Consider the following 19,790-nt stretch of genomic DNA (forward strand, 5'->3'; position numbering starts at 1 on the left):
AACGTACAGTGGGTGCGCCTGCGGGGGGACGCCCCGCGCCTGATGGACTGTTGTCCCACCACCGAAAGAGCACCCACCGATGCCCAGCGGTTCGGAAAATAGTGACGCCAAGAAGAGCGGCGCCAAGTCAGCCAAGGCGATGAAAGCCGCCAAGAAGAGCTCCGGCGGCGCCCGGACGAAGTCCGGCATGCCGAAGAAGCGGGAAATCCCCTGGTTGACGATCAGTGCGATCGTCGCCGTCATCGCGCTCGTCGGCCTGCTCGCGGTGAGCCTGGTGCCCAAGGCCCAGGAGAAGGCGGAGGCCGACAAGTTCGCCCCGTCCGCGGACAACCCGGATCCCTCGACCGGCATTGACGGCGTCGTGAAGAAGGAGTACCCGGCCGCGCTGCACGTCTCGGCGACCCAGCGGGTGGCGTACGACCAGGCGCCGCCCTTCGGTGGGCCGCACGACGCCACCTGGGCGACCTGTACCGGCATCGTCTACCCGACCGCCATCCGCACCGAGAACGCGGTGCACTCGCTCGAGCACGGCGCCGTGTGGATCGCGTACAACCCGGACACGGTGTCGGCGGACGATCTCGAGAAGCTCGAGTCCAAGGTCGACGGCAAGTCCTACATGCTGATGTCGCCGTACCCCGGCCTGGACTCGCCGATCTCCCTGCAGAGCTGGGGCCACCAGCTCAAGGTGGACAGCGCGGACGACCCGCGGGTCAACCAGTTCGTCGCGGCGCTGCGGCTGAACAACTTCGGCGCGTACCCGGAGAAGGGCGCGAGCTGCTCGACCATCCCGGGCCAGTTCGACCCCGACAACCCGCCGGCGTTCGACCCGACCGCTCCGGGCCCCGACGCGGTCTCCATGGACGGCGCGGGCATCACCCCGGACACCGGTGAGCTCGGCGGCGCGCAGGGCGGCAACCTCGGCGACCTGGGCAACCTCGGCGACCTGGGCGGCCTGGTCCCGCCGGCCGCACCCGCACCCGAGCCGGCACCGGCGCCGGCCGGTCAGTAATGACCGAGCAGAGCGGGCAGTCCGCGCCCGCAGCGGAGTCCGCCACGACCGGGCGCAGCCAGCGCACCGCCCTCGCCGTGCTCGGCATGATCGCGGTCCTGGCGATCGGCTTCGGCCTCGGTTTCCTGGCCAACGCGTTCCTGCACAAGGACCAGGCCACCCCGGTCGCCGGCTCCGTCGACGTCGGCTTCGCGCAGGACATGATCGTGCACCACAACCAGGCCGTGGAGATGGCGGCGATCTCGATCGCCAACGCCGAGGACCCCGCCGTCCGGGACCTGGCGTACGACATCCTGACCACGCAGCAGAACCAGATCGGGCAGATGTCCGGATGGCTGTCGCTGTGGGACCAGCCGCTGCTGCCCACCGGCGACTACATGGCCTGGATGGACCACGACATGTCCGACATGCCCGGGCACGACATGGGCACCACCGCCGAGGCGGCGAGCGGGACGCCCACCATGCCGGGCATGGCCAGTTCCGCCGACATGGCCGCCCTGCGGCAGGCTCGCGGCCAGGAGTCGGACGTGCTGTTCCTGCAGCTGATGCTGCGCCACCACCAGGGTGGCCTGCACATGATGGAGTACGGCGCGGAGCACGCGCAGGTGCCGACGGTCCGGGACCTCGCCCAGACGATGGTCGACACCCAGCAGAGCGAGTCCGACCGGATGACCGCTCTGCTCGCCGCGAAGGGCGCGGCACCGCTGCCGATGAACTGACCCAAGCACCGGTCCGAATGTCGCACTCGCGTCAGCTCAGCGGTGAGCGAGTGCGACATTCGGCCGGTCGGGCGGGTCCGCGTGGGCGGCCCGACGGTCTCCGCACGACCGGCCGGGAACGCGCGGAGCCCTCGGTCAAACCCGTTGCACCTGGAGTTTTTCCCGACATCGACCCGCAATTGTGGATCCGGGCAGGGCATGGGTTACGCTAACCCCGCCCAACGGCACGCCGGAAGTTTCGGCGGGCCCCCGTAGCTCAGGGGATAGAGCGTTCGCCTCCGGAGCGAAAGGCCGCAGGTTCGAATCCTGCCGGGGGCACCACGATTCACGAGAGAACCCCGATCCAGTTCACCTGGGTCGGGGTTCTTTCGTTCGTACGAACAGCGCGGGCTACCCGCCGCCGAGCGCGGTCAACGGTGCCATGTCGAAGTAGTCGCGCCAGGCCGCGATCCGGCCGTCCGCGGCGACCTCGAACACCCCCGTCACCGGCAGTTCGACGGTCGTGCCGTTGATCGTGAACACGTCGGTGCGCTCGTTGAACACCACGCCGCCGTTCGACGCCTGCCGGTGGACCCGGAACTCGATGCCGCCGAAGGCCCCGAGGAAGCCGGCCAGGAATTCCTTGATCGCCGCCTTGCCGACCACCGGCTGCATCGGAATGTTGTGGTAGACGGCATCTTCGGTGAAGTAGTCGACGAGGCTGCCGGGATCGCCCTCCGCCCAGCGTGCGCAGAATTCGGTGACGACGGCCTCTGGATCCATGGGTACTCCTCGCGATGGTCGAGCGCCCGCGCGGTCGGTCCGGGCGCAGCCCCATTCTGGGCCGCCCGGCGACGGCCGTGCGTCGGTTTCGGTCGGGAGCACCGCTCCCCGCCCGACGCCTACTCGCGCAGCTCGGCGACCACGCTGGCCATCTGCGGGTCCCGCTCGGGGTCCGCGGGCAGCGTCAGGGTCACGCCGTCGGCCAGTCCGGCCACCCGGCTCCGGACCGCCCCGGCCAGCTCCGAGTAGCGAGCCGTCGGCAGCATCGCGTCCAGGACGTCGTCGGTGACCACCTCCCGCAGCTCCGACCACGAGTCCCGGCGGACCATCCGGGCCAGCGGCTCCCGGAGGTCGCCGAGCCCGCAGCGCAGCAACTCGGCGTGGTACGCGGGCGTCGAGTACAGGAAGGCGAACAATCGGCGCTGACGCTCCCGCTCGCGGTCGAGTTCCGACTCGGTGGCCCCGGTGATCACCTGGACGCCGGCGACGATGTCGAGGTCCGCCAGGGTCCGGCCCGCGACCGCGGCGCCCGCGGCCAGCGCGGGCCGGCAGTCCGACTCCAGGTACTGCGGGCTGGAGTTCGTCGGATGGGTGACGAAGCCGTCGGCCAACTCGCCCGCGACCGCACACATCCGACGCCCGACCCCACCCAGGTAGATCGGCGGCGCCGCGGTCTCCGCGTCCGGGCCCGGGTTGAAGTACGGCTGCATCCGCCGGAACCGGTAGTGCTCACCGTCGAAGAACGTCAGCTCTCCGGTCCGGAACGTCTCGAACGCCGCCTGCACCACCCGCACGTACTCGGCCATCCGCGCGGCCGGTGCCGACCACGGCATCGCGTACCGCTCCTCGATGTTCTGCTTGATCTGGCAGCCGAGTCCAAGGTGGAACCGGCCGCCGGAGAGCTTCGAGAGGTCCCACGCGGTGTACGCGGTCAGCAGCGGGCTGCGGACGAACGCCAGCGCGACGGAGGTACGGACCACGAGCCGCTCGGTGGCCTGCAGCGCCGCCATGGCGAGCAGGAACGGGTCGTGCACGGTCTCCGAGACGTGCAGGCCGTCGTAGCCGGCGGCCTCGGCGCGTCGGGCGTACGCGCCGATGTCCGCCAGTCCCAGTCGCGGGTCCGTCCCCGTGTACACCTTCAACACTGCCAACCAACCCTCCGCCGCCACCACCCCGAATGAACGATTCCGTTCATTCGATCCAATCGAATGAACGGTACGTTCATGCGGCCGAGCGACGCCGATCAGTCCGCCACATGCCGCCGCAGGCGCCCGGGCACCGACTCCCGGCCGTCCCCGGCCGACCCTGTCGCCCTCATCGAATGAACGATTCCGTTCATTCGATGCGATCGAATGAACGGTACGTTCATGCGGCCGGACGAGCGGCCGGGTACGGCAGGGTGCGACCAAACACCTGCCGCAGCCCTGCCGATCGACGCATCAGCTCACGCGATCGACGCGTCGGGTCACGCCTCGGGTCGACGCATCGGCTCGATGATCGCGGTGATCGCCGAGATCTCCGCGCCCGAGATCGCGAAGTGCTCGGTGAGCGACACCGTGAGAGTGCCCTCCCCCGCACGCATGTCGAGCAGGAAGCGGGCCACCACCTGAGAGCCCCACTCACTCAGCTGCAGTTCGCGGATCCCGGTGATCGGCTCGTACTGGTGCCCGTTCTCGAGCTCGTCGATGATCTCCGCCGCACTGCTGCCGGTGCGCTGCCCGTTCTCCACCCGGAAGCAGTTCTCGGACAGCCGCACCTTCGACGCGTCGTGGGTGACGAGCGAGCCCAGGTACTCGCGGACCAGCGCGAGCGACTGGCTGCCCTGTGCCTCGGCCAGGGTCGCGATCTCACCCAGCAGCAGGCCCGCCACCTCCGGCCGGCAGATGAGCAGGTCCGGCAGGTACGGACGGGTCTCGTTGTAGCGCAACGCACTGCCGTCCACCCGCGAACAGTGCAGCCCCGCCGCCTGCGCGACGCCGACCGGAGCCGCGGAGTCCCACTCCCACTGCCCGCCTGCGTGCACGTAGGCGTCCGCCTCGCCCCGCAGCACGGCCATCGCCTTGGCGCCGGCGGAGCCCATCGTCACCAGCTCGGCCCCGACGCGCTGCGCCAGCTCGGCCGCGAAGGCGGGCGGGCGACTCCCGCTCACCAGGATCCGGAGCGGGCCCGGGGTCCGCTCGGCGAGGCCGACCGCCCCGGAGGTGTAGACGGCACCGAGCGCCGGCTGCGCGACCGCGGCCTCGGTGATCCCGCGACCGCGCTCCCACAACGCCACGTGCACGGCCCAGTCGTCGCGGCCCGGCAGCCCGTACTCCTTGGAGCCGTCGAGCGGGTCGATGATCCAGACCCGGTCCCGGTCGAGTCGCGCCAGGTCGTCGGCCGACTCCTCGGAGAGCACGGCATCCGCCGGGCGCGCCGCGGCGAGGCGCTCGAGCAACTGGGCGTTGGCCTCCCGGTCGCCGCGCCTGCCCAACTCGCGCGCCTGGGCCGGGTCCAGCGGCGTCGCACCGAGCTCCCCCGCCCGGATCTCGATCAACAGCTCGCCAGCGTGGGCGGCCAGGTCTGCGGCAAATTCGGCGTCGGCGTTCATGACTGAAGATATTTCACGATTCGGGCGGCCTGCGCACCCGGATCGCCGTCGGCGGGGGTGAGCACCAGTTCAGCGCGTTCGGGCCGCTCGTACGGATCGTCCACCCCGGTGAAGCCGGTGATCTCCCCCGCCCGGGCCCGGGCGTACATGCCCTTGGGGTCCCTGGCCTCGCACTGCTCGATCGGCGTGTCCACGAACACCTCCACGAACTCGATGCCTGCGGCCTCGTGCTGAGCCCGCACCCGGTCCCGGTCGGCCCGATACGGACTGATCAACGACGCCACCGCCACCATCCCGGAGTCGGCGAGCAGCTGCGCCACCTCCCCCACCCGGCGCACGTTCTCGGCGCGGTCCTCTGCACCGAAACCGAGGTCGGAGTTGAGCCCGTGCCGAAGGTTGTCGCCGTCGAGCCGGTAGGCCGGCACCCCGGCCGCCACCAGCCGGCGTTCGAGTTCAACGGCGACCGTGGACTTCCCGGACGCCGAGAGCCCCGTCAACCACACCGTCGACCCCCGGGTCGCGCGCTCCTCGCGGGCGACGGCGGCGGCGTGCCAGACCACCTTCGACTCCTTGAGCGTCGGCCCGGTGATCATCCCGGCCGCGACGGTGGCGCCGGTCGACTCGTCCACCAGGATGAAGCTGCCGGTGATCCGGTTGCGACGGTAGGGGTCGAACAGCAGCGGCTGCTGCGTCTTGAGCTGGATGCGACCGATCTCGTTGAGCGACAACGACTGCGCGGACTCGTCGCGGTGCAGGGAATTGACGTCGAGCCGGTAGTCCAGGCGCACCACCTGCGCCTTGGTGGACCGGGTGGTGTGCAGCAACGAGTACCGCGAGTTCGCACTGAGCGTGGACTGCTCGGTGAGCCAGCAGACCATCGCGTCGACCTCCTGGCCGACGAGCGGTCGGTTGTTCGGCCGACACAGCATGTCGCCGCGACCGACGTCGATGTCGTCGGTGAGCTGCACGCAGACCGCGGACGGCGCGAACGCCTCCTCGACCGGTGTCCCGCCCGGCCCGTAGACGGCGGCGACGGTGGTGGTGAACCCGGACGGCAGCACCATCACCTCGTCGCCTGCCTTGAACACCCCGCTGGCGACGGTGCCCGCGTAGCCGCGGAAGTCGCGGCGGCCGGCGTCGGCCTGCTGCTGCGGCCGGATCACGTACTGCACCGGCATCCGCGCGTCGATCAGGTTGCGGTCCGACGCGATGTGCACGTCCTCGAGGTGGTGCAGCAGCGACGTGCCCTCGTACCAGGGCATGTTCTCGGTGCGGGTGACGATGTTGTCGCCCTTGAGCGCGGAGACCGGGATGAAGGTGAGGTCATGGATGTCGAGCTTGACGGCGAACTGCCGGAACTCCTCCTTGATCTCCTCGAAGCGCTCCTGCGACCAGTCGACCAGGTCCATCTTGTTCACGCACAGCACCAGGTGCGGGATGCCGAGCAGCGTGGAGAGGAACGCGTGCCGACGGGTCTGCTCGAGCACCCCCTTGCGGGCGTCGACCAGGATCAGCGCGAGGTCCGCCGTCGACGCCCCGGTGACCATGTTGCGGGTGTACTGCTCGTGGCCGGGTGTGTCGGCGACGATGAACTTGCGCCGGGGCGTCGCGAAGTACCGGTGCGCGACGTCGATGGTGATGCCCTGCTCGCGCTCGGCGCGCAGGCCGTCGGTGAGCAGCGCCAGGTCGGCGTACTCGTCGCCGCGGGCCCGGCTGGTGCGCTCGACGGCCTCGAGCTGGTCCTCGAAGATCGACTTGGAGTCGTACAGCAGCCGGCCGATGAGCGTGGACTTGCCGTCGTCGACGCTGCCGGCGGTGGCCACCCTGAGCAGTTGCAGCGGCTGCGGGGAATGCGCCATCAGAAGTAGCCCTCTTTCTTGCGGTCTTCCATCCCGGCCTCGGAGATGCGGTCGTCGGCGCGGGTGGCGCCGCGTTCGGTGATGCGGCTGGCGGCCACCTCGGTGACCACCTCGGCGGCGGTCGACGCGGAGGACTCGACGCAGCCGGTGCAGGTGGCGTCGCCGACGGTGCGGAAGCGGACCAGCTCCTCGCGTGGTTCGTCGCCGGGCAGCAACGTCAGGAAGCGCGTCTGCGCCAACAGCATCCCGTCGCGCTCGACCACCGGTCGGCGGTGCGCGTAGTAGATCGACGGCAGCACGATGGACTCGGTCTCGATGTACTGCCAGATGTCGAGTTCGGTCCAGTTGGAGATCGGGAACACCCGAATGTGCTCGCCCTTGCGGTGCCGGCCGTTGTAGAGGTTCCACAGCTCGGGACGCTGGGCGCGCGGGTCCCACTGCCCGAACTCGTCGCGGAAGCTGAACACCCGCTCCTTGGCGCGGGCCTTCTCCTCGTCGCGCCGGGCCCCGCCGAAGACGGCGTCGTAGCCGTTCTCCCGGATCCCACGCAGCAGCGTGTGGGTCTGCAGCCGGTTCCGGCTGGCCCGCGGGCCGGTCTCCTCGACGACGGCGCCTGCGTCGATGTCGTCCTGGACGCCGGCGACGACCAGCCGCAGACCCAGCCGGGTGACGGTCTCGTCCCGGAACGCGATCACCTCGTCGAAGTTGTGCCCGGTGTCGACGTGCATCACCGGGAACGGCAGCGGCGCGGGCCAGAAGGCCTTCGCAGCGAGGTGCAGCATCACCACCGAGTCCTTGCCGCCGGAGAACAGCAGCACCGGCCGCTCGAAGGTGGCGGCGACCTCACGGAAGATGTGCACCGACTCCGCCTCGAGCGCGCCCAGGTGGGACAGCTCGTATCTCGGCGGAGGGGAACTCAGGGGCGGGGACTGTGCGGTCATCGTGGCTCCGGTTCAGGCTCACAGGATCGGACTCATCGGATCGGTACATTTATGTACCGCATCGGTACTAAATTTCGATCTGCGCCCGACCTTAGAACGTGTTGCAGAAACGGTCAATGCCCCGACGAGACCGAACCGGTGCGCCGAGGCCCTCAGCGCACCGGCGCCCGCCCGCCGATCTCCGCGGTCACCGCGTCCGCCGCCGCCACCAGCGCCCGGCCCCGGCGTTCGATCTCGGCCCCGCTGATCGAGCCGCCGACGTCGAGGGTCATCACCAGCGCCTGCCGCCCGTCCGCGTCGTAGCTCGGGGCGGCGATCAGGCTGACCGGGTACTCGACGTCCGCCGACGTCTCGCGGCCGAGGTAGACCCGCTCACCGAGACTCGAGACCATCTCGCCGACGAGTTCACGCAGCTCGGCAGGCAGGTCCCGGCCGGCCACCCCGGCCATCAGGGAGAACAGCCGTCGCCCGGTCGGGGTGAGACGCTCGACGAGGTAGCCCGTTTCCCGGCAGTCGTCGACGACGCTCCGCAACAGGTCGTGGTCGAGCACGACGGGGAACGCCGGTTCGCGCCCGAGCCACCGCGTGAACTCCTCGTCGTGGCTCCACAGGACGTACATCAGCCCGACCGGCGGCGCGAAGGGATACACCTCCCCGACCTTGGCGACGGTCCGCCCGGCCTCGACACCGGACGGGGCCGCGACCTCGACGATCATCACCTGGTCCCCCACCACCGCGGACGCCGTGCAGATCGCGCCGAACTCCGCCGCCAGCGCGTCCAGGTGCGGCCGGACGATGGGGCCGACGGCAAAACCCCGCTGCGCGGCCCGGCCGGCGACGATCAGCGCCGGCCCGAGGCCGTACTTCGCCTCGGGGTCGCGGGTGAGGTACCCGCCGCCGACCAGGGCGGTGAGGATGCCCAGGCAGGTCGGCTTGCTCATCCCCAGCGCCCGGGCGAGTTCGGAGAGACCGAACCGTCGCTCGGGCCGGGCGACCAGGTGATCGAGCACCTGGACCACCCGATCGGTCGGGGGCGAACGGCGCCCGGTGACGGCATCCGGCTCGACAGCCATTGACCACTCCTTAGAACACGTTCTATGGTCGGGGCAACAAATTCCCTACCACTTGGGTACATATTTGTACCACCTGAACGCGAGGAGCGGGAGTGCTGACAGATCCACTGGCCGAGGCGATCGCCGAGGCCGAGAAGCTGGTCGAGGCCGCGCCGCACATCCGGTCCGAACAGGACCTGCTCGAGGGCTACCAGTACCTCGCCGGCGGAATCCTGGCCACCGTGCATGCGGCCTGGGCCACCGAGAAGACGCACCCTGGCTTCATCCAGGGCACCGGTCCGTACACGAAGATGGGCCTGGACAACCCCGACACCCTGTACTTCGGCACCCGCGTCAACGACGACGCCGAGTACGTCGTCACCGGCACCCGGGGCACCACCTGCGACCTCAGCTTCCAGGTGCTCAGCGGCAACTACACCGATTCCAACGTGCCCGGCAGCGCCTCGGCGTTCGACGACCGGGACATCGACATCGACGCCGACGGCAACTTCGAGGTCCGGTTCGGGCCCGCGGGCGGGGCATGGGCCGAGAAGAACGCCGGGCGCCGCAACCACTTCACGCTCGCGCCGGGCGCGTCACAGCTGGTGGTGCGCGAGGTCTACAGCGACTGGTCCCAGCGCCGCGGCACCGTCCGCGTCGAGCGCGTGGACCGCAGGGGCGTCCCGTTCGACCCGCTGACCGCCGAGGAGACCGCCAAGCGCTTCGCCCGCGCCGGCAAGGCCCTGGTCAGCCGCGTCAAGACGTGGCTGCAGTTCCCGGAGTGGTTCTACCTCAAGCTGCCGGTGAACACGATGACCGAGCCGCGGCTGACGCCGGGCGGCCTGGCCACCCAGTTCTCCTCGGTCGGGCACTACGAACTCGCCGACGACCAGGCGATGATCATCACCGTCCCGAAGTCCGACGCGCCGTACCAGGGTTTCCAGCTCGGGAGCATGTGGTACATCTCGCTGGACTACACCGGCCACCAGACCTCGCTGAACAACACCCAGGCCCAGACGGACCCCGACGGCATGATCCGCATGGTGGTCTCGGAGCGGAACCCGGGCGTCACCAACTGGATCGAGACCGTCGGTCACCCGCGCGGCATCCTGCAGTTCCGCTGGCAGCGCACCTCGCGGGAGTTCACCCCGGCCGACGGCCCGACCGTCGAGGTGGTCGGCATCGACGAGGTCGCCGCGAAACTCCCCTTCCACGAACAGAACAAGATCACGCCGGAGGACTGGACCGCCCGCATCGCGGAGCGCCAGGCCGCCGTCGCCAACCGCATGCTCGGATAGGACTTACGAAGTGACAAACCTGCTGCAGGACAAGATCGTCGTCATCTCCGGGGTCGGACCCGCACTCGGCCGGACCCTCGCGCTGCGCTTCGCCGCCGCCGGCGCCGACCTGGTGCTGGCCGCCCGGACCCAGACCCGGCTCGACGAGGTGGCCAAGGAGGTCACCGACCTCGGTCGGCGCGCGGTCACCGTCGCCACCGACATCACCGACCAGGACTCGGCCGAACGCCTGGTCGCGGCCAGCGTCGAGGCGTACGGCCGGGTGGACACCCTGGTCAACAACGCCTTCGCGATCCCGTCGATGAAGCCGTTGGCGCGCACCGACTTCCAGTCCATCCGTGACGCCGTCGAGCTGACCGTGCTGGGCGCGCTGCGGCTGACGCAGCTGTTCACCCCGGCACTCGAGGAGTCCAAGGGCTCTGTGGTGAACATCAACTCGATGGTGCTGCGGCACTCGCAGGAGCGCTACGGCAGCTACAAGATGGCCAAGGCGGCCCTGCTGGCGATGTCGCAGTCGCTCGCAACCGAGCTGGGCCCCAAGGGAATCCGGGTCAACTCGGTGGCACCGGGCTACATCTGGGGCGACACCCTCAAGGGGTACTTCGCGCACCAGGCACAGAAGTACGGCATGACCGTCGAGCAGATCTACGAGGCCACCGCAGCGAACACCGACCTCAAGCGGCTGCCCGAGACCGAGGAGGTCTCCGACGCGGTGCTCTTCCTCGCCTCCCCGATGGCCAACGCCGTCACCGGGCAGTGCCTCGACGTCAACTGCGGCGAGTTCCACCACTAGAGGCCGACAGACACCAGAGAGCGATACAGATGACTGAACGCACGCACGTCGGCACGGTCGAGGACCTGCAGGCCTCCGCGACGAGGATGACCGGGCTGAGCGACTTCGGCCCCGACGACTACACCGAGGCACTCGGGGTCCTGCTCGACTCGTACGAGCGGGACGAGGACCTCACCCCGTTCGGCAGCAAGATCTCCCGGGTGTTCCTGCGCGGCGCCCTGGTGGCCCGCCTACTCAGCGAGGCGGCCTGGCAGCAGCACCCCGGGCACGCGGACGTGAAGATCGAGCGGCCGATCTTCGTCACCGGCCTGCCCCGGACCGGCACCACCGCCCTGCACCGGCTGCTCACCGTCGACCCGGCGCACCAGGGCCTGGAGATGTGGCTGACGGAGATGCCGCAGCCGCGGCCGCCGCGGGAGAGCTGGGACTCCAACCCGGTCTTCCAGGCCATCGAGTCACAGTTCAGCCAGCACCACGTCGAGCACCCCGAGTTCATGGGCGTGCACTACATGTCGGCCGGCGAGGTCGAGGAGTGCTGGCAGCTGCTGCGGCAGACCTTCAAGTCCGTCTCGTACGAGTGCCTGGCGAACCTGCCGACGTACTCGAAGTGGCTCGAGGGGCAGGACTGGACCAACGCCTACTCGCGGCACAAGAAGAACCTGCAGCTGATCGGGCAGGCGGACCAGGACCGCCGCTGGGTGCTCAAGAACCCCAGCCACCTGTTCGCACTGGACGAGCTGCTCGCGACCTACCCGGATGCGCTGATAGTGCAGACACACCGCGCGCCGAGCACGATCATCCCGTCGGTGTGCAGCCTGGCCGAACAGGCGACGGACGGCTGGTCGAACAAGTTCAAGGGCGAGGTGATCGGGCGCAGCCAGCTCGAGCTGTGGGCCCGCGGACTCGAGACCTTCAACGCCGCGCGGACCCGGCACAACCCGGCCCAGTTCATCGACGTCGACTACCACGACTTCGTCGCCGACCCGCTCGGCACGGTCGAGGGCATCTACAGCACGTTCGACCTTCCGCTGACCTCCGCCGCGCAGGGGGCGATGGAGTCCATGCACGAGGAGAGCCAGAGCGGGCCGCGTCGTCCCTCGCACAAGTACACCCTCGAGGAGTTCGGGCTGACCGCCGCCGAGGTCGAGGAGCGCTTCGGCGGCTGAGGCGGGCACCATCGCGCGGCGGGGAGCAGGTCGGCATCGCGCCGTCGATCTGCTCCCCGCCGCCGTTCGGCAGCCTTCGTGTTTTCGCGCGACGGCACGTGTGACCACGACAAAGTGTGTGTGATGCGCCGGCGTGGCGTCGACGCCTTCCGTGGCGGTGACCACGCGGGGGACGAGAAACAGGTAGGTACCCGGGTAGATCGGCCGTCGTCCGCGGGGGCCGACGCGGGCACAGTGTGATCCAGTTCACCAACCCGCCGAGCACCTGCCGAGGTTCCGATGCACACAGCCCAGCACTCCGCCCGACCGCGCACCCCGATGCGGGCGGTCCGCGCCGACGACGCCCCGAACGCCGGGGCCGGTGACGGGAAGGACGCCGAGCGCATCCGGGGGTGGCGCCGACTGTGCAGGTACCTCGAACTCAACGGTGCGGTCAGCCCGTACTCGGGATGGGTGATCGGCTTCGCCATCACCTGGGCACCGTTCGGCGGCGCGAACCCCGCCCAGTTGCTCGAGACGTTCGGCGTCACCCCCGCGCGGTACCGCCAGCTGCTCAAGGAGGCACTCGATCCGCGCGGCGCCACCGACTCCGTCGCCGAAGTCAAGAACCAGTTGGCCGCGTCGCTGCTGCGGGCCTGGGCGGGGGCAGGCGCACCCCGGCCCGCGGTCCGACGGGCGGCCTGAGGCCCGGCAGACCGGGTCGGACGCCGCCTACGCGGACCCTCGACCGACCCGATGAGGTTAGGCAGCCCTACCCAACGCGACATTCTTAGCGTAGCCTCGCCTTGGAAGACGTCATATCGAGGAGTTCCGCATGTACGTGTGCATCTGCGCAGGCACCACCGAGGACCAGGTGCACCTGTGCATCACAGCCGGTGCGCGCACCACCAAGCAGGTCGCGATGGGATGCGGGGCCGGCCGGGGCCGGGGCTGCGGAACCTGCCACAGCAGGATCCGGTCGATGATCGAGGATCACTACTCCGACTGCGAGAGCGAGCAGATCAGCGAGGTCGAACAGATCAGCGCGTGACGCCGCGTCACCGCGTCAAACCGCCGATTGGGCACTAGGCTTCGGCCAAGGTTCAGCCCACCGTCAGCGGAGGTGTCACCATGCGCGGAGACGACGAGGTCATCGCACTTCTCAACGAGCAGTTGACCAGTGAACTCACGGCCATCAACCAGTACTTCCTGCACTCGAAGATGCAGGCGAACTGGGGCCTGACCAAGATCGCCGCGAAGACCCGCGAGGAGTCCTTCGAGGAGATGCGGCACGCGGAGCTGCTCACCGACCGGATTCTGATGCTCGAGGCGCTGCCGAACTACCAGCGACTGCTACCGCTGCGGGTCGGACAGACCATCCGCGAGCAGTTCACCTCCGACCTGGCCGTCGAGGTCGAGGTCGTCGAAAGGCTGCGTCCCGGGATCACCATGTGCCGGGCGAAGGGCGACCACACCAGCGCAGGCCTGCTCGAGCAGATCCTCGCCGAGGAGGAGGAGCACGTCGACTACCTCGAGACTCAGCTCGAGCTGATCGACAAGCTCGGTGAACAGCTCTTCCTCGCACAACTGGTCGACCAGCCCCCCAGCGTGGGCTGACACCCACCCGGTCGACCGGCGCGGCTCAGCTCGGCCAGCCGTCCTCGAAGTCGTCGTTGTGTTCGCCGAGGGCGGGCGCGGGCAGCCGAACTTCGAACGGCGCGTCGTCGACGAGGCCGGGCATGCCGACGTAGGTGAAGGGCCCGGCGACCGGGTGCTCGGCGTCCACGAAGACGCCCCGATGCCGCAGGTGCTCGTCGCCCTTCATCTCGTCGAGCGTGCTGCGGACCGGCCCGATCGCCAGGCCGGCGTCGATCGCGACCGAAATCCACTGCCGCTGGGTCCTCGTCGCGAAGATGTCGGTCAGCGCACGTTCGAGGTCCACCCCGTCCGGGTTCGCATCGACCAGGTCCTCACGGCCGACGGCGCGGCAGAACCTGGCCCAGAACTTCGGCTCCAGCGCGGTGAACGCCACCGCCTGCCGATCCGCGGTCGCGTAGAGCCGGTACCGCGGCCCGCCGGTGCCGTCGCTGAGCAACGGCAATGTCGTGGTGTCGGCAATCCGGCCCCGGTTCGCCTGGTAGACAACGGGAATCATCGACTGCGCCAGCAACGCGTCGGCACCCGAGATGTCGATCCGTGCGCCGATGCCCCGGCGTTCCCGACGCACCAACGCGGCGCAGATCGCCGTCGCCGCTGCATTGCCGGCCGCGACGGCCGCATCCCCACCCCGCCCGCTGATCGACGCGCCCTCGCGCTCCGCCGCGCCCAGGGTCCCGTCGTCGGACACCGTCGTCGGGTTCGCGCCCACCAGGGCGCTCATCATCAGCCCGTGCGTCGGTATCGCCGAGTACGGACCGCTCACCCCGTACCCGCTGACCGAACAGTGCACGAGGCCCGGATTCAGCTGCGCCAGCACGGGATCCGGCAGCCCCAGCTTGGCCAGGGTGCCCGGTGCGTTGCCGTCGACGAACACCGCCGCGCCCTCGATCAGCCGACGGAACCGGGCGGCCCCGTCGGGCGTCCGCATGTCGAGGGAGATCGCGCGCTTGTTGCGGTTCAACTGCAGGTGCGCGGGGCTGTAGCCGGCGGTCACCTGACCCAGCGCCCAGCGGATCAGGTCGCCGTGCGGCGGTTCGACCTTCACCACGTCGGCCCCGAGGTCGGCCAGCATCATCCCGACCGCGGCACCGGTCAGCAGGCTCGCCGACTCGACCACGCGGACCCCGGCCAGCAGCGGCTCAGACATCGCCGTCCAGGAGCCGCAGTCCGTGGTCGGCACAGCCGTCCGCCATCGTGGCGAACAGTGCGGCCGCCTCGGGGCGACCGCGGCGCGTGCCGACCGCCACCCGCCCCTCCAGCACCACGGCCAGCCGGGCCATCGCCAGGCCCTGGTAGAACGGCAGCAGCTCGATCGACCGGCCGCTGACCTGTGCGTACCGCTCGGCGAGGTACTGCCGGGAGGGCAGCAGGTCGTGCGCGGCGGGGTCGGGCCCGCCCAGCGCGAACGCCGCGACCAGCGGGTTCTCCTCGGGGCGCACCCACCGCGCGGTGAGGTACCCGATGTCGATCATGGCGTCGCCGACGGTCGCCGTTTCCCAGTCCAGAACGGCCTGCACCGCCGGCCGCTCGCGCGAGACCATGATGTTCATCGCGCTGTAGTCACCGTGGATCAGCCCCAGGCTGTAGGCCGAGGGTTGGTCCCTGCGCAACCGGTCGAGGAGCTTCTCCAGGGCCGGGGTGTCGCGGGTGCGGAACCCTTCGAGCATCGATGCCGCCTTGTCGAACTGGCGACCGAGGTAGCCGTCGGGCCGTGCGATGTCGACGAGTGCGGTCGAGCGCCAGTCGACGGCGTTCACCCGGGCCAGGGTGTCGACGATCGACTCCGCGACGGCCCGGCCGTCGCGGGGGTTGGCGTACGCCTGCGGCAGCGTCCGGTCGAGGGTGATCCCGTCGACGAACTCGCTGACCAGGAAGTCTCGGCGCGTCGGTGCGGACCCGTCGCGAACGGCGACCGCGGACGGGTGCGGGACCCCGCTGCCCGCGAGGGCGTCGAGAATCCTGGCCTCCCGGCTCAGGTCGAAGCCGCCGCCCACCGACGCCTCCGGATGGTCGGGCGCGACCCGGAGCACCCACCGCAGCTCGCCACGGGTCAGCAGGTAGACCGCGTGCGAGTGCCCGGCGGCCTGCACCAGTGTCGCCGCCGTCACCGGGCCCACGCCCGGCAGCCTGTCGGCGAGCCAGCGGGAGAGCTCCTCGACCTCGGCATCGGCGAGCGCTCGACTGTTCGTGGTTTCCGACATCAGAACCGGAATCCCCCGTTGAGGCCGACGGTCTGACCGGTCAGCCAGCCGGACTCCCCGCCGACCAGGTGGCTCACCAGGGCGGCCACCTCCGAGGGTTCCCCCACTCGCCGAACCGGCGCCTGCATGGCGTAGAAGTCCATCACCTGCTGATTGGTCACCGCCCGCGCCGTCGCGGTGTCCACGAGGCCCAGTTGGATGGTGTTACAGGTGATTCCGCGTCCGCCGAGCTCGCTGGCCGCGGTGCGGGTGATCGACTCGGCGGCCGCCTTGCTCGCCGCGTACGCGGCCCCGCCGAACAGCCCCTGCACCGTGGCGACCGAGGAGATGTTGACGATGCGGCCGCCGTCGGCCATCCGCTGCGAACACTCGGCGGCCGCGACCAGCAACGCGTGCGCGTTGAGTGCGAACACCCGGAGGTAGTCGTCGTGCCGCTGGGTCGCGAGTTTGGGGAGCGACCCGAACACGGCGGTGGCCGCGTTGTGGACGAAGGCGTCGAGGCGACCGAACTCGTCGATCGCCGTGTCCACCAGCTGTCGCACTCCTTCGGGCTCGGTGAGGTCGGCCTGCACGGTCACCGCGCGCACCCCCGACTCCCGGCAGTCGTGTGCGGCATCCTGGGCACCGGATTCGTTGGCGCAGTATGCGATCACCACGTCGAAACCGTCGGTGGCCAGTCGCCTGCTGATCGCCGATCCGATGCCGCCGCCGCCACCGGTGACCACCGCGGTGCGCTGCTGGTCCCCCATCTCAGAACCACCGCATGACGACGACCGCGCCGCTGACGCCTGCGCCGGCGGTGACCATCGCGACGATGTCGCCCCGTTCGATCTTCCGCTCACGCGCGGACATGACGGTGCCGATCGGCAACGACGCGGCCGCCGTGTTCGCCACCCACTGCCCGGTGGTCGGCACCTTCTCGGGCGCGAGGCCGAGAACCTGCCCGAACAGTCGCACCATCTGCACGTTGGCCTGGTGCACGAAGAGGTGGTCGATGTCCGCCACCGTCAACCCGGCCTCGTCGAGCGACTCCCGGAGCAGCTCCGGCAGTTCTCGGACGAACACTTCCGCGAGTTGGCGACCGTCCATGTGCAACGGTTCGACCCCGGCCGAACTCGGGGTTCGGTACGGGGTGTGCAGGGCGTCGACGAAGGTGCTGTCCGTGACGAGTCGGCTGGCGAGCATCCCGTAGCCCGGCGGCACGGGGCCCATCAGGTAGGCGCCTGCCCCGTCGCCGAACAGCGGCGCGGTCTTGCGGTCGGACGGGACCAGGAAGTTCTCGATGCGGTGCGCGCCGATGACCAGCGCGGTACCGGCCTGCCCGATCTGCCGGTATGCGTCGGCAGTCACCATCGCCTGCGCGAACCCGGCGCAGCCGCCGTCGAGGCTCAGGGTCGGCATGGGCGCCAGCCCGATCCGCGCATGCACGTCCGAGACGGGGGCGGGCACCTGCCGGTCGGGCGTGGACGTCGCCACGATCAGCATCCCCGGTTCCTCGTTTGCCTCCACCGTCAACGACAGTTCGCGCGCGTGCTTGAGCGCCTGCCGGCCCGCCTCGGCGGCCATGTCCGCGGTGTTCTCCCCCGGCGCGGTCCGTCGGCGCTCGAGGACCCCGGTCTTCTCGACGATCCACTGCTCGGTGACACCGGCACCGTCCGCGACCTCGGCGTTGGTCGCCACCCGCTGCGGGACGTACATCCCCATGCCGAGGACGCCGTACCCGGCCCGATCCCCGGTGCGCCTGCTTTCGGACAGCATCACTGGCCTCCTGATGAGTGGACGCCCCCCGACAGCGCTGAAAGCCGTTCTACTCCACCCGCTGACCTCCGGGCGTCGTTTCGGTGGCATTTGTCCAAATCGGCCTCACGTCAACAACCTTCATCGCTCCTCCCAGAGCCCGCGCAGGTACTCGGCGGTGTCCGGACGCGCGGCGTCGACGGCCATGACGATGCGTTCGCGGCGATCGTCAGCGAGCACGGCGAGCGCACCGACGAACTTCGGGAGTTTCTTCCTCCGACGCCGGAGCACCGCATTGAGAAAGTCAGGTACTTCCCGCCAGCGCCCGCCGTGGCCGAGTCGATCCGCACCATGAGTCGCGATCGACAGGCTCGACGAGCAGCTCTACCTCGCGCAACTGGTCGACCAGCCGCCCAGCGTGGGCTGACGCCCTCCTCGGGCGACTCCGCCTGCACGTCCTCGTCGAGCTGGCCGGGACATCGGGCGCGACGGTGGTCAGCGCGCGTGCCGACCCCCGCGCGGTCGGGCGTCCGTCTGCCCGCCGGGTCCGACCGGCACGGTTGCCGTTCCCGACCCCATCGGCCTCGCCAGCATCACCGCGATGCCGGTGGTCAACGGCACGGACAGGGCCAGCGCGATGCCGCCGACCGCGGACCGCACGATCTCGACGGCCACGGCGTCTCCGGTGAGCACGTCGCCGATCGACCGCCCGGCGACGCTGAAGAGCAGCAGCAGCGGCAGCGCGCCGCCCGCATACGCCAGCACCAGCGTGTAGACGGTGCTGGCGATGTGGTCGCGTCCCACCCGCATCGCCGCGCCGAAGATCTCGCGCCGGTTCGCGTCCCGGTCCAGGTGCGCCAACTCGAACGCCGACGACGCCTGCGTGATGGTGACGTCGTTGAGCACGCCGAGCGAACCGATGATGAACCCGGCCAGCAGCAAACCCGTGATGCTCACGTGCTGGATGTAGGTCTGCACGTTGGTGTTCTGTTCCTCCGACAGCCCGGTCAAGTGCGTCATCTCGATCGCCACCCAGGACAGCACGGCGGCCAACGCCATCGACGCCAGCGTGCCGAGCAGGGCGGAACTGGTCCGCAGACTGACGCCATGCGCCAGGTACAGCACCGCGTAGAGGATGACGGAGCCGCCGACCAGCGCCACCGGGATCGCGGGTTTGCCGTCGAGCAGCGCCGGCAGCATGAACCCGACGAGCACCCCGAACGCGACGAACAGTCCCAGCAGCGCGCGCAGTCCCCGCCAGCGGGCCACCACGACGATCACCACGACGAAGGCGGCGACGATCAGCAGCAGCGGCAGGCCGCGGGCGTAGTCCTCGAACGAGTAGATGGTGGTGCCGGACGGATCGCTCTGCAGGACCAGCCGGATGTTGTCGCCGACCCGAAGATCCGGTTGCCCGGCGCCAGGCGCGATCTCGAGCAGGGTGTGGGTGCCCGCATCCGGGCCGGACCGGATGTCGACCATGCTGCGCTGGCAGTGGTACGAGGTCTCCGGCGCGGGCAGCGGTGGGCCGGTGAACGCGCGGCCGGCGGACGGGCTGCCGCACGCGCCGAGGTCCTGCGAGACGACGAGGCCTGCCTCGGTCACGACGGCGCCGCCGCCGGCGGTCTGGAAGGGCAACGGGATCTCGACGGTGTGCTTGCTCGGCCAGAGCACAGCCGCTCCGATGAGCACGGCGATGCCGATCGCGGTCAGCAGCCCGACCACCACACGGGCGGCAACGGGGCCGACGGGGACGGGGCCGCTGTGTCCGTGTCCGTGTCCGTGTCCGTGGCTCATCGGGCCTGATTCCGCATGCCGGCCAGGGTACCGAGATCACCTGCGAGATTAAGTTGGGGCTGACCACTGCTGGCCAGCCCCAACGCCCGAGCGGATGACGGGATTCGAACCCGTGTGAACGGCTTTGCAGACCGGTGCCTGACCACTCAGCCACACCCGCATCGACTACTGACTGTGCCGGACGGCCGGGCCGGCGACCAGGGTTCGGATCAGCGTGATCCGAACCCC

At 70.0% G+C, this 19,790-nt stretch carries 19 protein-coding genes and 2 tRNA genes; 9 read left to right on the top strand and 12 right to left on the bottom strand.

The features are described 5' to 3' along the window. Positions 1-79: 79 nt before the first annotated feature. The 3 genes from ACFO6S_RS18790 to ACFO6S_RS18800 all read left to right on the top strand — a co-directional run bounded on the left by ACFO6S_RS18790 (position 80) and on the right by ACFO6S_RS18800 (position 2,049). Positions 80-1,009 (top strand): DUF3105 domain-containing protein, encoded by a 930-nt coding sequence (locus ACFO6S_RS18790; protein ID WP_378419497.1) that lies wholly within the window; start codon positions 80-82, stop codon positions 1,007-1,009. Beyond that, positions 1,009-1,728: a DUF305 domain-containing protein gene (locus ACFO6S_RS18795; RefSeq protein ID WP_378419498.1), complete on the top strand. Its 720-nt coding sequence runs from the start codon at positions 1,009-1,011 to the stop codon at positions 1,726-1,728. The genes ACFO6S_RS18790 and ACFO6S_RS18795 overlap by 1 nt, the downstream gene beginning before the upstream one ends. 245 nt (positions 1,729-1,973) lie before the next feature. Then, positions 1,974-2,049: transfer RNA gene (locus tag ACFO6S_RS18800), tRNA-Arg, on the top strand. A 69-nt stretch (positions 2,050-2,118) separates the two neighbouring features. Here ACFO6S_RS18800 and ACFO6S_RS18805 read toward each other — a convergent pair. From ACFO6S_RS18805 to ACFO6S_RS18830, 6 genes are all read right to left on the bottom strand, one after another. Continuing rightward, positions 2,119-2,490: a limonene-1,2-epoxide hydrolase family protein gene (locus ACFO6S_RS18805; protein ID WP_378419499.1), complete on the bottom strand. Its 372-nt coding sequence runs from the start codon at positions 2,488-2,490 to the stop codon at positions 2,119-2,121. Between the two features lie 119 nt (positions 2,491-2,609). Continuing rightward, positions 2,610-3,635, bottom strand: coding sequence for a TIGR03617 family F420-dependent LLM class oxidoreductase (locus tag ACFO6S_RS18810; protein ID WP_378419643.1), 1,026 nt, complete (start codon positions 3,633-3,635; stop codon positions 2,610-2,612). A 320-nt stretch (positions 3,636-3,955) separates the two neighbouring features. Further along, positions 3,956-5,080 carry a 3'(2'),5'-bisphosphate nucleotidase CysQ gene (locus ACFO6S_RS18815; RefSeq protein WP_378419500.1) on the bottom strand — a complete coding sequence of 375 codons (1,125 nt, stop codon included), beginning with the start codon at positions 5,078-5,080 and terminating at the stop codon, positions 3,956-3,958. After that, the gene (cysC, locus tag ACFO6S_RS18820; protein ID WP_378419501.1) at positions 5,077-6,939 is read right to left on the bottom strand and encodes an adenylyl-sulfate kinase; all 1,863 of its coding nucleotides are present in this window, start codon (positions 6,937-6,939) and stop codon (positions 5,077-5,079) included. Before cysC ends, ACFO6S_RS18815 begins: the two co-directional genes overlap by 4 nt. Beyond that, positions 6,939-7,880 carry a sulfate adenylyltransferase subunit CysD gene (gene cysD / locus ACFO6S_RS18825; protein WP_378419502.1) on the bottom strand — a complete coding sequence of 314 codons (942 nt, stop codon included), beginning with the start codon at positions 7,878-7,880 and terminating at the stop codon, positions 6,939-6,941. Before cysD ends, cysC begins: the two co-directional genes overlap by 1 nt. A 152-nt stretch (positions 7,881-8,032) precedes the next feature. Then, positions 8,033-8,953: an IclR family transcriptional regulator gene (locus ACFO6S_RS18830; protein WP_378419503.1), complete on the bottom strand. Its 921-nt coding sequence runs from the start codon at positions 8,951-8,953 to the stop codon at positions 8,033-8,035. A 92-nt stretch (positions 8,954-9,045) separates the two neighbouring features. Between ACFO6S_RS18830 and ACFO6S_RS18835 the strand changes: the two genes are divergently transcribed. From ACFO6S_RS18835 to bfr, 6 genes are all read left to right on the top strand, one after another. Further along, positions 9,046-10,230: a hypothetical protein gene (locus ACFO6S_RS18835; protein ID WP_378419504.1), complete on the top strand. Its 1,185-nt coding sequence runs from the start codon at positions 9,046-9,048 to the stop codon at positions 10,228-10,230. A gap of 10 nt (positions 10,231-10,240) precedes the next feature. Further along, complete coding sequence (locus tag ACFO6S_RS18840; protein ID WP_378419505.1) at positions 10,241-11,023, top strand: SDR family oxidoreductase; 783 nt, start codon at positions 10,241-10,243, stop codon at positions 11,021-11,023. 29 nt (positions 11,024-11,052) lie between these two features. Continuing rightward, positions 11,053-12,189 carry a sulfotransferase family protein gene (locus ACFO6S_RS18845; protein WP_378419506.1) on the top strand — a complete coding sequence of 379 codons (1,137 nt, stop codon included), beginning with the start codon at positions 11,053-11,055 and terminating at the stop codon, positions 12,187-12,189. 279 nt (positions 12,190-12,468) lie between these two features. Beyond that, positions 12,469-12,873 carry a hypothetical protein gene (locus tag ACFO6S_RS18850; protein ID WP_378419507.1) on the top strand — a complete coding sequence of 135 codons (405 nt, stop codon included), beginning with the start codon at positions 12,469-12,471 and terminating at the stop codon, positions 12,871-12,873. A 130-nt stretch (positions 12,874-13,003) separates the two neighbouring features. Beyond that, complete coding sequence (locus tag ACFO6S_RS18855) at positions 13,004-13,219, top strand: (2Fe-2S)-binding protein (protein WP_378419508.1); 216 nt, start codon at positions 13,004-13,006, stop codon at positions 13,217-13,219. An 80-nt stretch (positions 13,220-13,299) separates the two neighbouring features. After that, positions 13,300-13,785, top strand: coding sequence for a bacterioferritin (bfr, locus tag ACFO6S_RS18860; protein WP_378419509.1), 486 nt, complete (start codon positions 13,300-13,302; stop codon positions 13,783-13,785). Between the two features lie 25 nt (positions 13,786-13,810). Here bfr and ACFO6S_RS18865 read toward each other — a convergent pair whose 3' ends face one another. The 6 genes from ACFO6S_RS18865 to ACFO6S_RS18890 form a co-directional block, all read right to left on the bottom strand. Continuing rightward, positions 13,811-14,974 carry a CaiB/BaiF CoA transferase family protein gene (locus ACFO6S_RS18865; protein WP_378419510.1) on the bottom strand — a complete coding sequence of 388 codons (1,164 nt, stop codon included), beginning with the start codon at positions 14,972-14,974 and terminating at the stop codon, positions 13,811-13,813. Then, on the bottom strand, positions 14,967-16,028 hold the full coding sequence (locus ACFO6S_RS18870) for a phosphotransferase family protein (protein WP_378419511.1): 1,062 nt from the start codon (positions 16,026-16,028) through the stop codon (positions 14,967-14,969). Before ACFO6S_RS18870 ends, ACFO6S_RS18865 begins: the two co-directional genes overlap by 8 nt. Continuing rightward, complete coding sequence (locus ACFO6S_RS18875; RefSeq protein ID WP_378419512.1) at positions 16,028-16,777, bottom strand: SDR family NAD(P)-dependent oxidoreductase; 750 nt, start codon at positions 16,775-16,777, stop codon at positions 16,028-16,030. The genes ACFO6S_RS18870 and ACFO6S_RS18875 overlap by 1 nt, the downstream gene beginning before the upstream one ends. 1 nt (position 16,778) lies before the next feature. Continuing rightward, the gene (locus ACFO6S_RS18880) at positions 16,779-17,786 is read right to left on the bottom strand and encodes a 3-oxoacyl-ACP synthase III family protein (protein WP_378419513.1); all 1,008 of its coding nucleotides are present in this window, start codon (positions 17,784-17,786) and stop codon (positions 16,779-16,781) included. Positions 17,787-18,260: 474 nt separating this feature from the next. Next, positions 18,261-19,562, bottom strand: a complete 1,302-nt coding sequence (locus tag ACFO6S_RS18885) for a YibE/F family protein (RefSeq protein WP_378419514.1) — start codon at positions 19,560-19,562, stop codon at positions 18,261-18,263. An 89-nt stretch (positions 19,563-19,651) separates the two neighbouring features. Further along, a tRNA-Cys gene (locus ACFO6S_RS18890) sits at positions 19,652-19,722 on the bottom strand. Positions 19,723-19,790: the final 68 nt, after the last annotated feature.

The organism is Rhodococcus kronopolitis (assembly GCF_042654025.1).
Lineage (GTDB): Bacteria > Actinomycetota > Actinomycetes > Mycobacteriales > Mycobacteriaceae > Rhodococcus_G > Rhodococcus_G kronopolitis.

What these genes read in the sequence shown, in the direction of transcription:
- ACFO6S_RS18790 (WP_378419497.1), top strand. Translation starts at nt 80, where the DNA reads ATGCCCAGCGGTTCGGAAAATAGTGACGCCAAGAAGAGCGGCGCCAAG.
- ACFO6S_RS18795 (WP_378419498.1), top strand. Translation starts at nt 1,009, where the DNA reads ATGACCGAGCAGAGCGGGCAGTCCGCGCCCGCAGCGGAGTCCGCCACG.
- ACFO6S_RS18805 (WP_378419499.1), bottom strand. Translation starts at nt 2,490, where the DNA reads ATGGATCCAGAGGCCGTCGTCACCGAATTCTGCGCACGCTGGGCGGAG.
- ACFO6S_RS18815 (WP_378419500.1), bottom strand. Translation starts at nt 5,080, where the DNA reads ATGAACGCCGACGCCGAATTTGCCGCAGACCTGGCCGCCCACGCTGGC.
- cysC (WP_378419501.1), bottom strand. Translation starts at nt 6,939, where the DNA reads ATGGCGCATTCCCCGCAGCCGCTGCAACTGCTCAGGGTGGCCACCGCC.
- cysD (WP_378419502.1), bottom strand. Translation starts at nt 7,880, where the DNA reads ATGACCGCACAGTCCCCGCCCCTGAGTTCCCCTCCGCCGAGATACGAG.
- ACFO6S_RS18830 (WP_378419503.1), bottom strand. Translation starts at nt 8,953, where the DNA reads ATGGCTGTCGAGCCGGATGCCGTCACCGGGCGCCGTTCGCCCCCGACC.
- ACFO6S_RS18845 (WP_378419506.1), top strand. Translation starts at nt 11,053, where the DNA reads ATGACTGAACGCACGCACGTCGGCACGGTCGAGGACCTGCAGGCCTCC.
- ACFO6S_RS18850 (WP_378419507.1), top strand. Translation starts at nt 12,469, where the DNA reads ATGCACACAGCCCAGCACTCCGCCCGACCGCGCACCCCGATGCGGGCG.
- ACFO6S_RS18855 (WP_378419508.1), top strand. Translation starts at nt 13,004, where the DNA reads ATGTACGTGTGCATCTGCGCAGGCACCACCGAGGACCAGGTGCACCTG.
- bfr (WP_378419509.1), top strand. Translation starts at nt 13,300, where the DNA reads ATGCGCGGAGACGACGAGGTCATCGCACTTCTCAACGAGCAGTTGACC.
- ACFO6S_RS18865 (WP_378419510.1), bottom strand. Translation starts at nt 14,974, where the DNA reads ATGTCTGAGCCGCTGCTGGCCGGGGTCCGCGTGGTCGAGTCGGCGAGC.
- ACFO6S_RS18870 (WP_378419511.1), bottom strand. Translation starts at nt 16,028, where the DNA reads ATGTCGGAAACCACGAACAGTCGAGCGCTCGCCGATGCCGAGGTCGAG.
- ACFO6S_RS18875 (WP_378419512.1), bottom strand. Translation starts at nt 16,777, where the DNA reads ATGGGGGACCAGCAGCGCACCGCGGTGGTCACCGGTGGCGGCGGCGGC.
- ACFO6S_RS18880 (WP_378419513.1), bottom strand. Translation starts at nt 17,786, where the DNA reads ATGCTGTCCGAAAGCAGGCGCACCGGGGATCGGGCCGGGTACGGCGTC.
- ACFO6S_RS18885 (WP_378419514.1), bottom strand. Translation starts at nt 19,562, where the DNA reads ATGAGCCACGGACACGGACACGGACACGGACACAGCGGCCCCGTCCCC.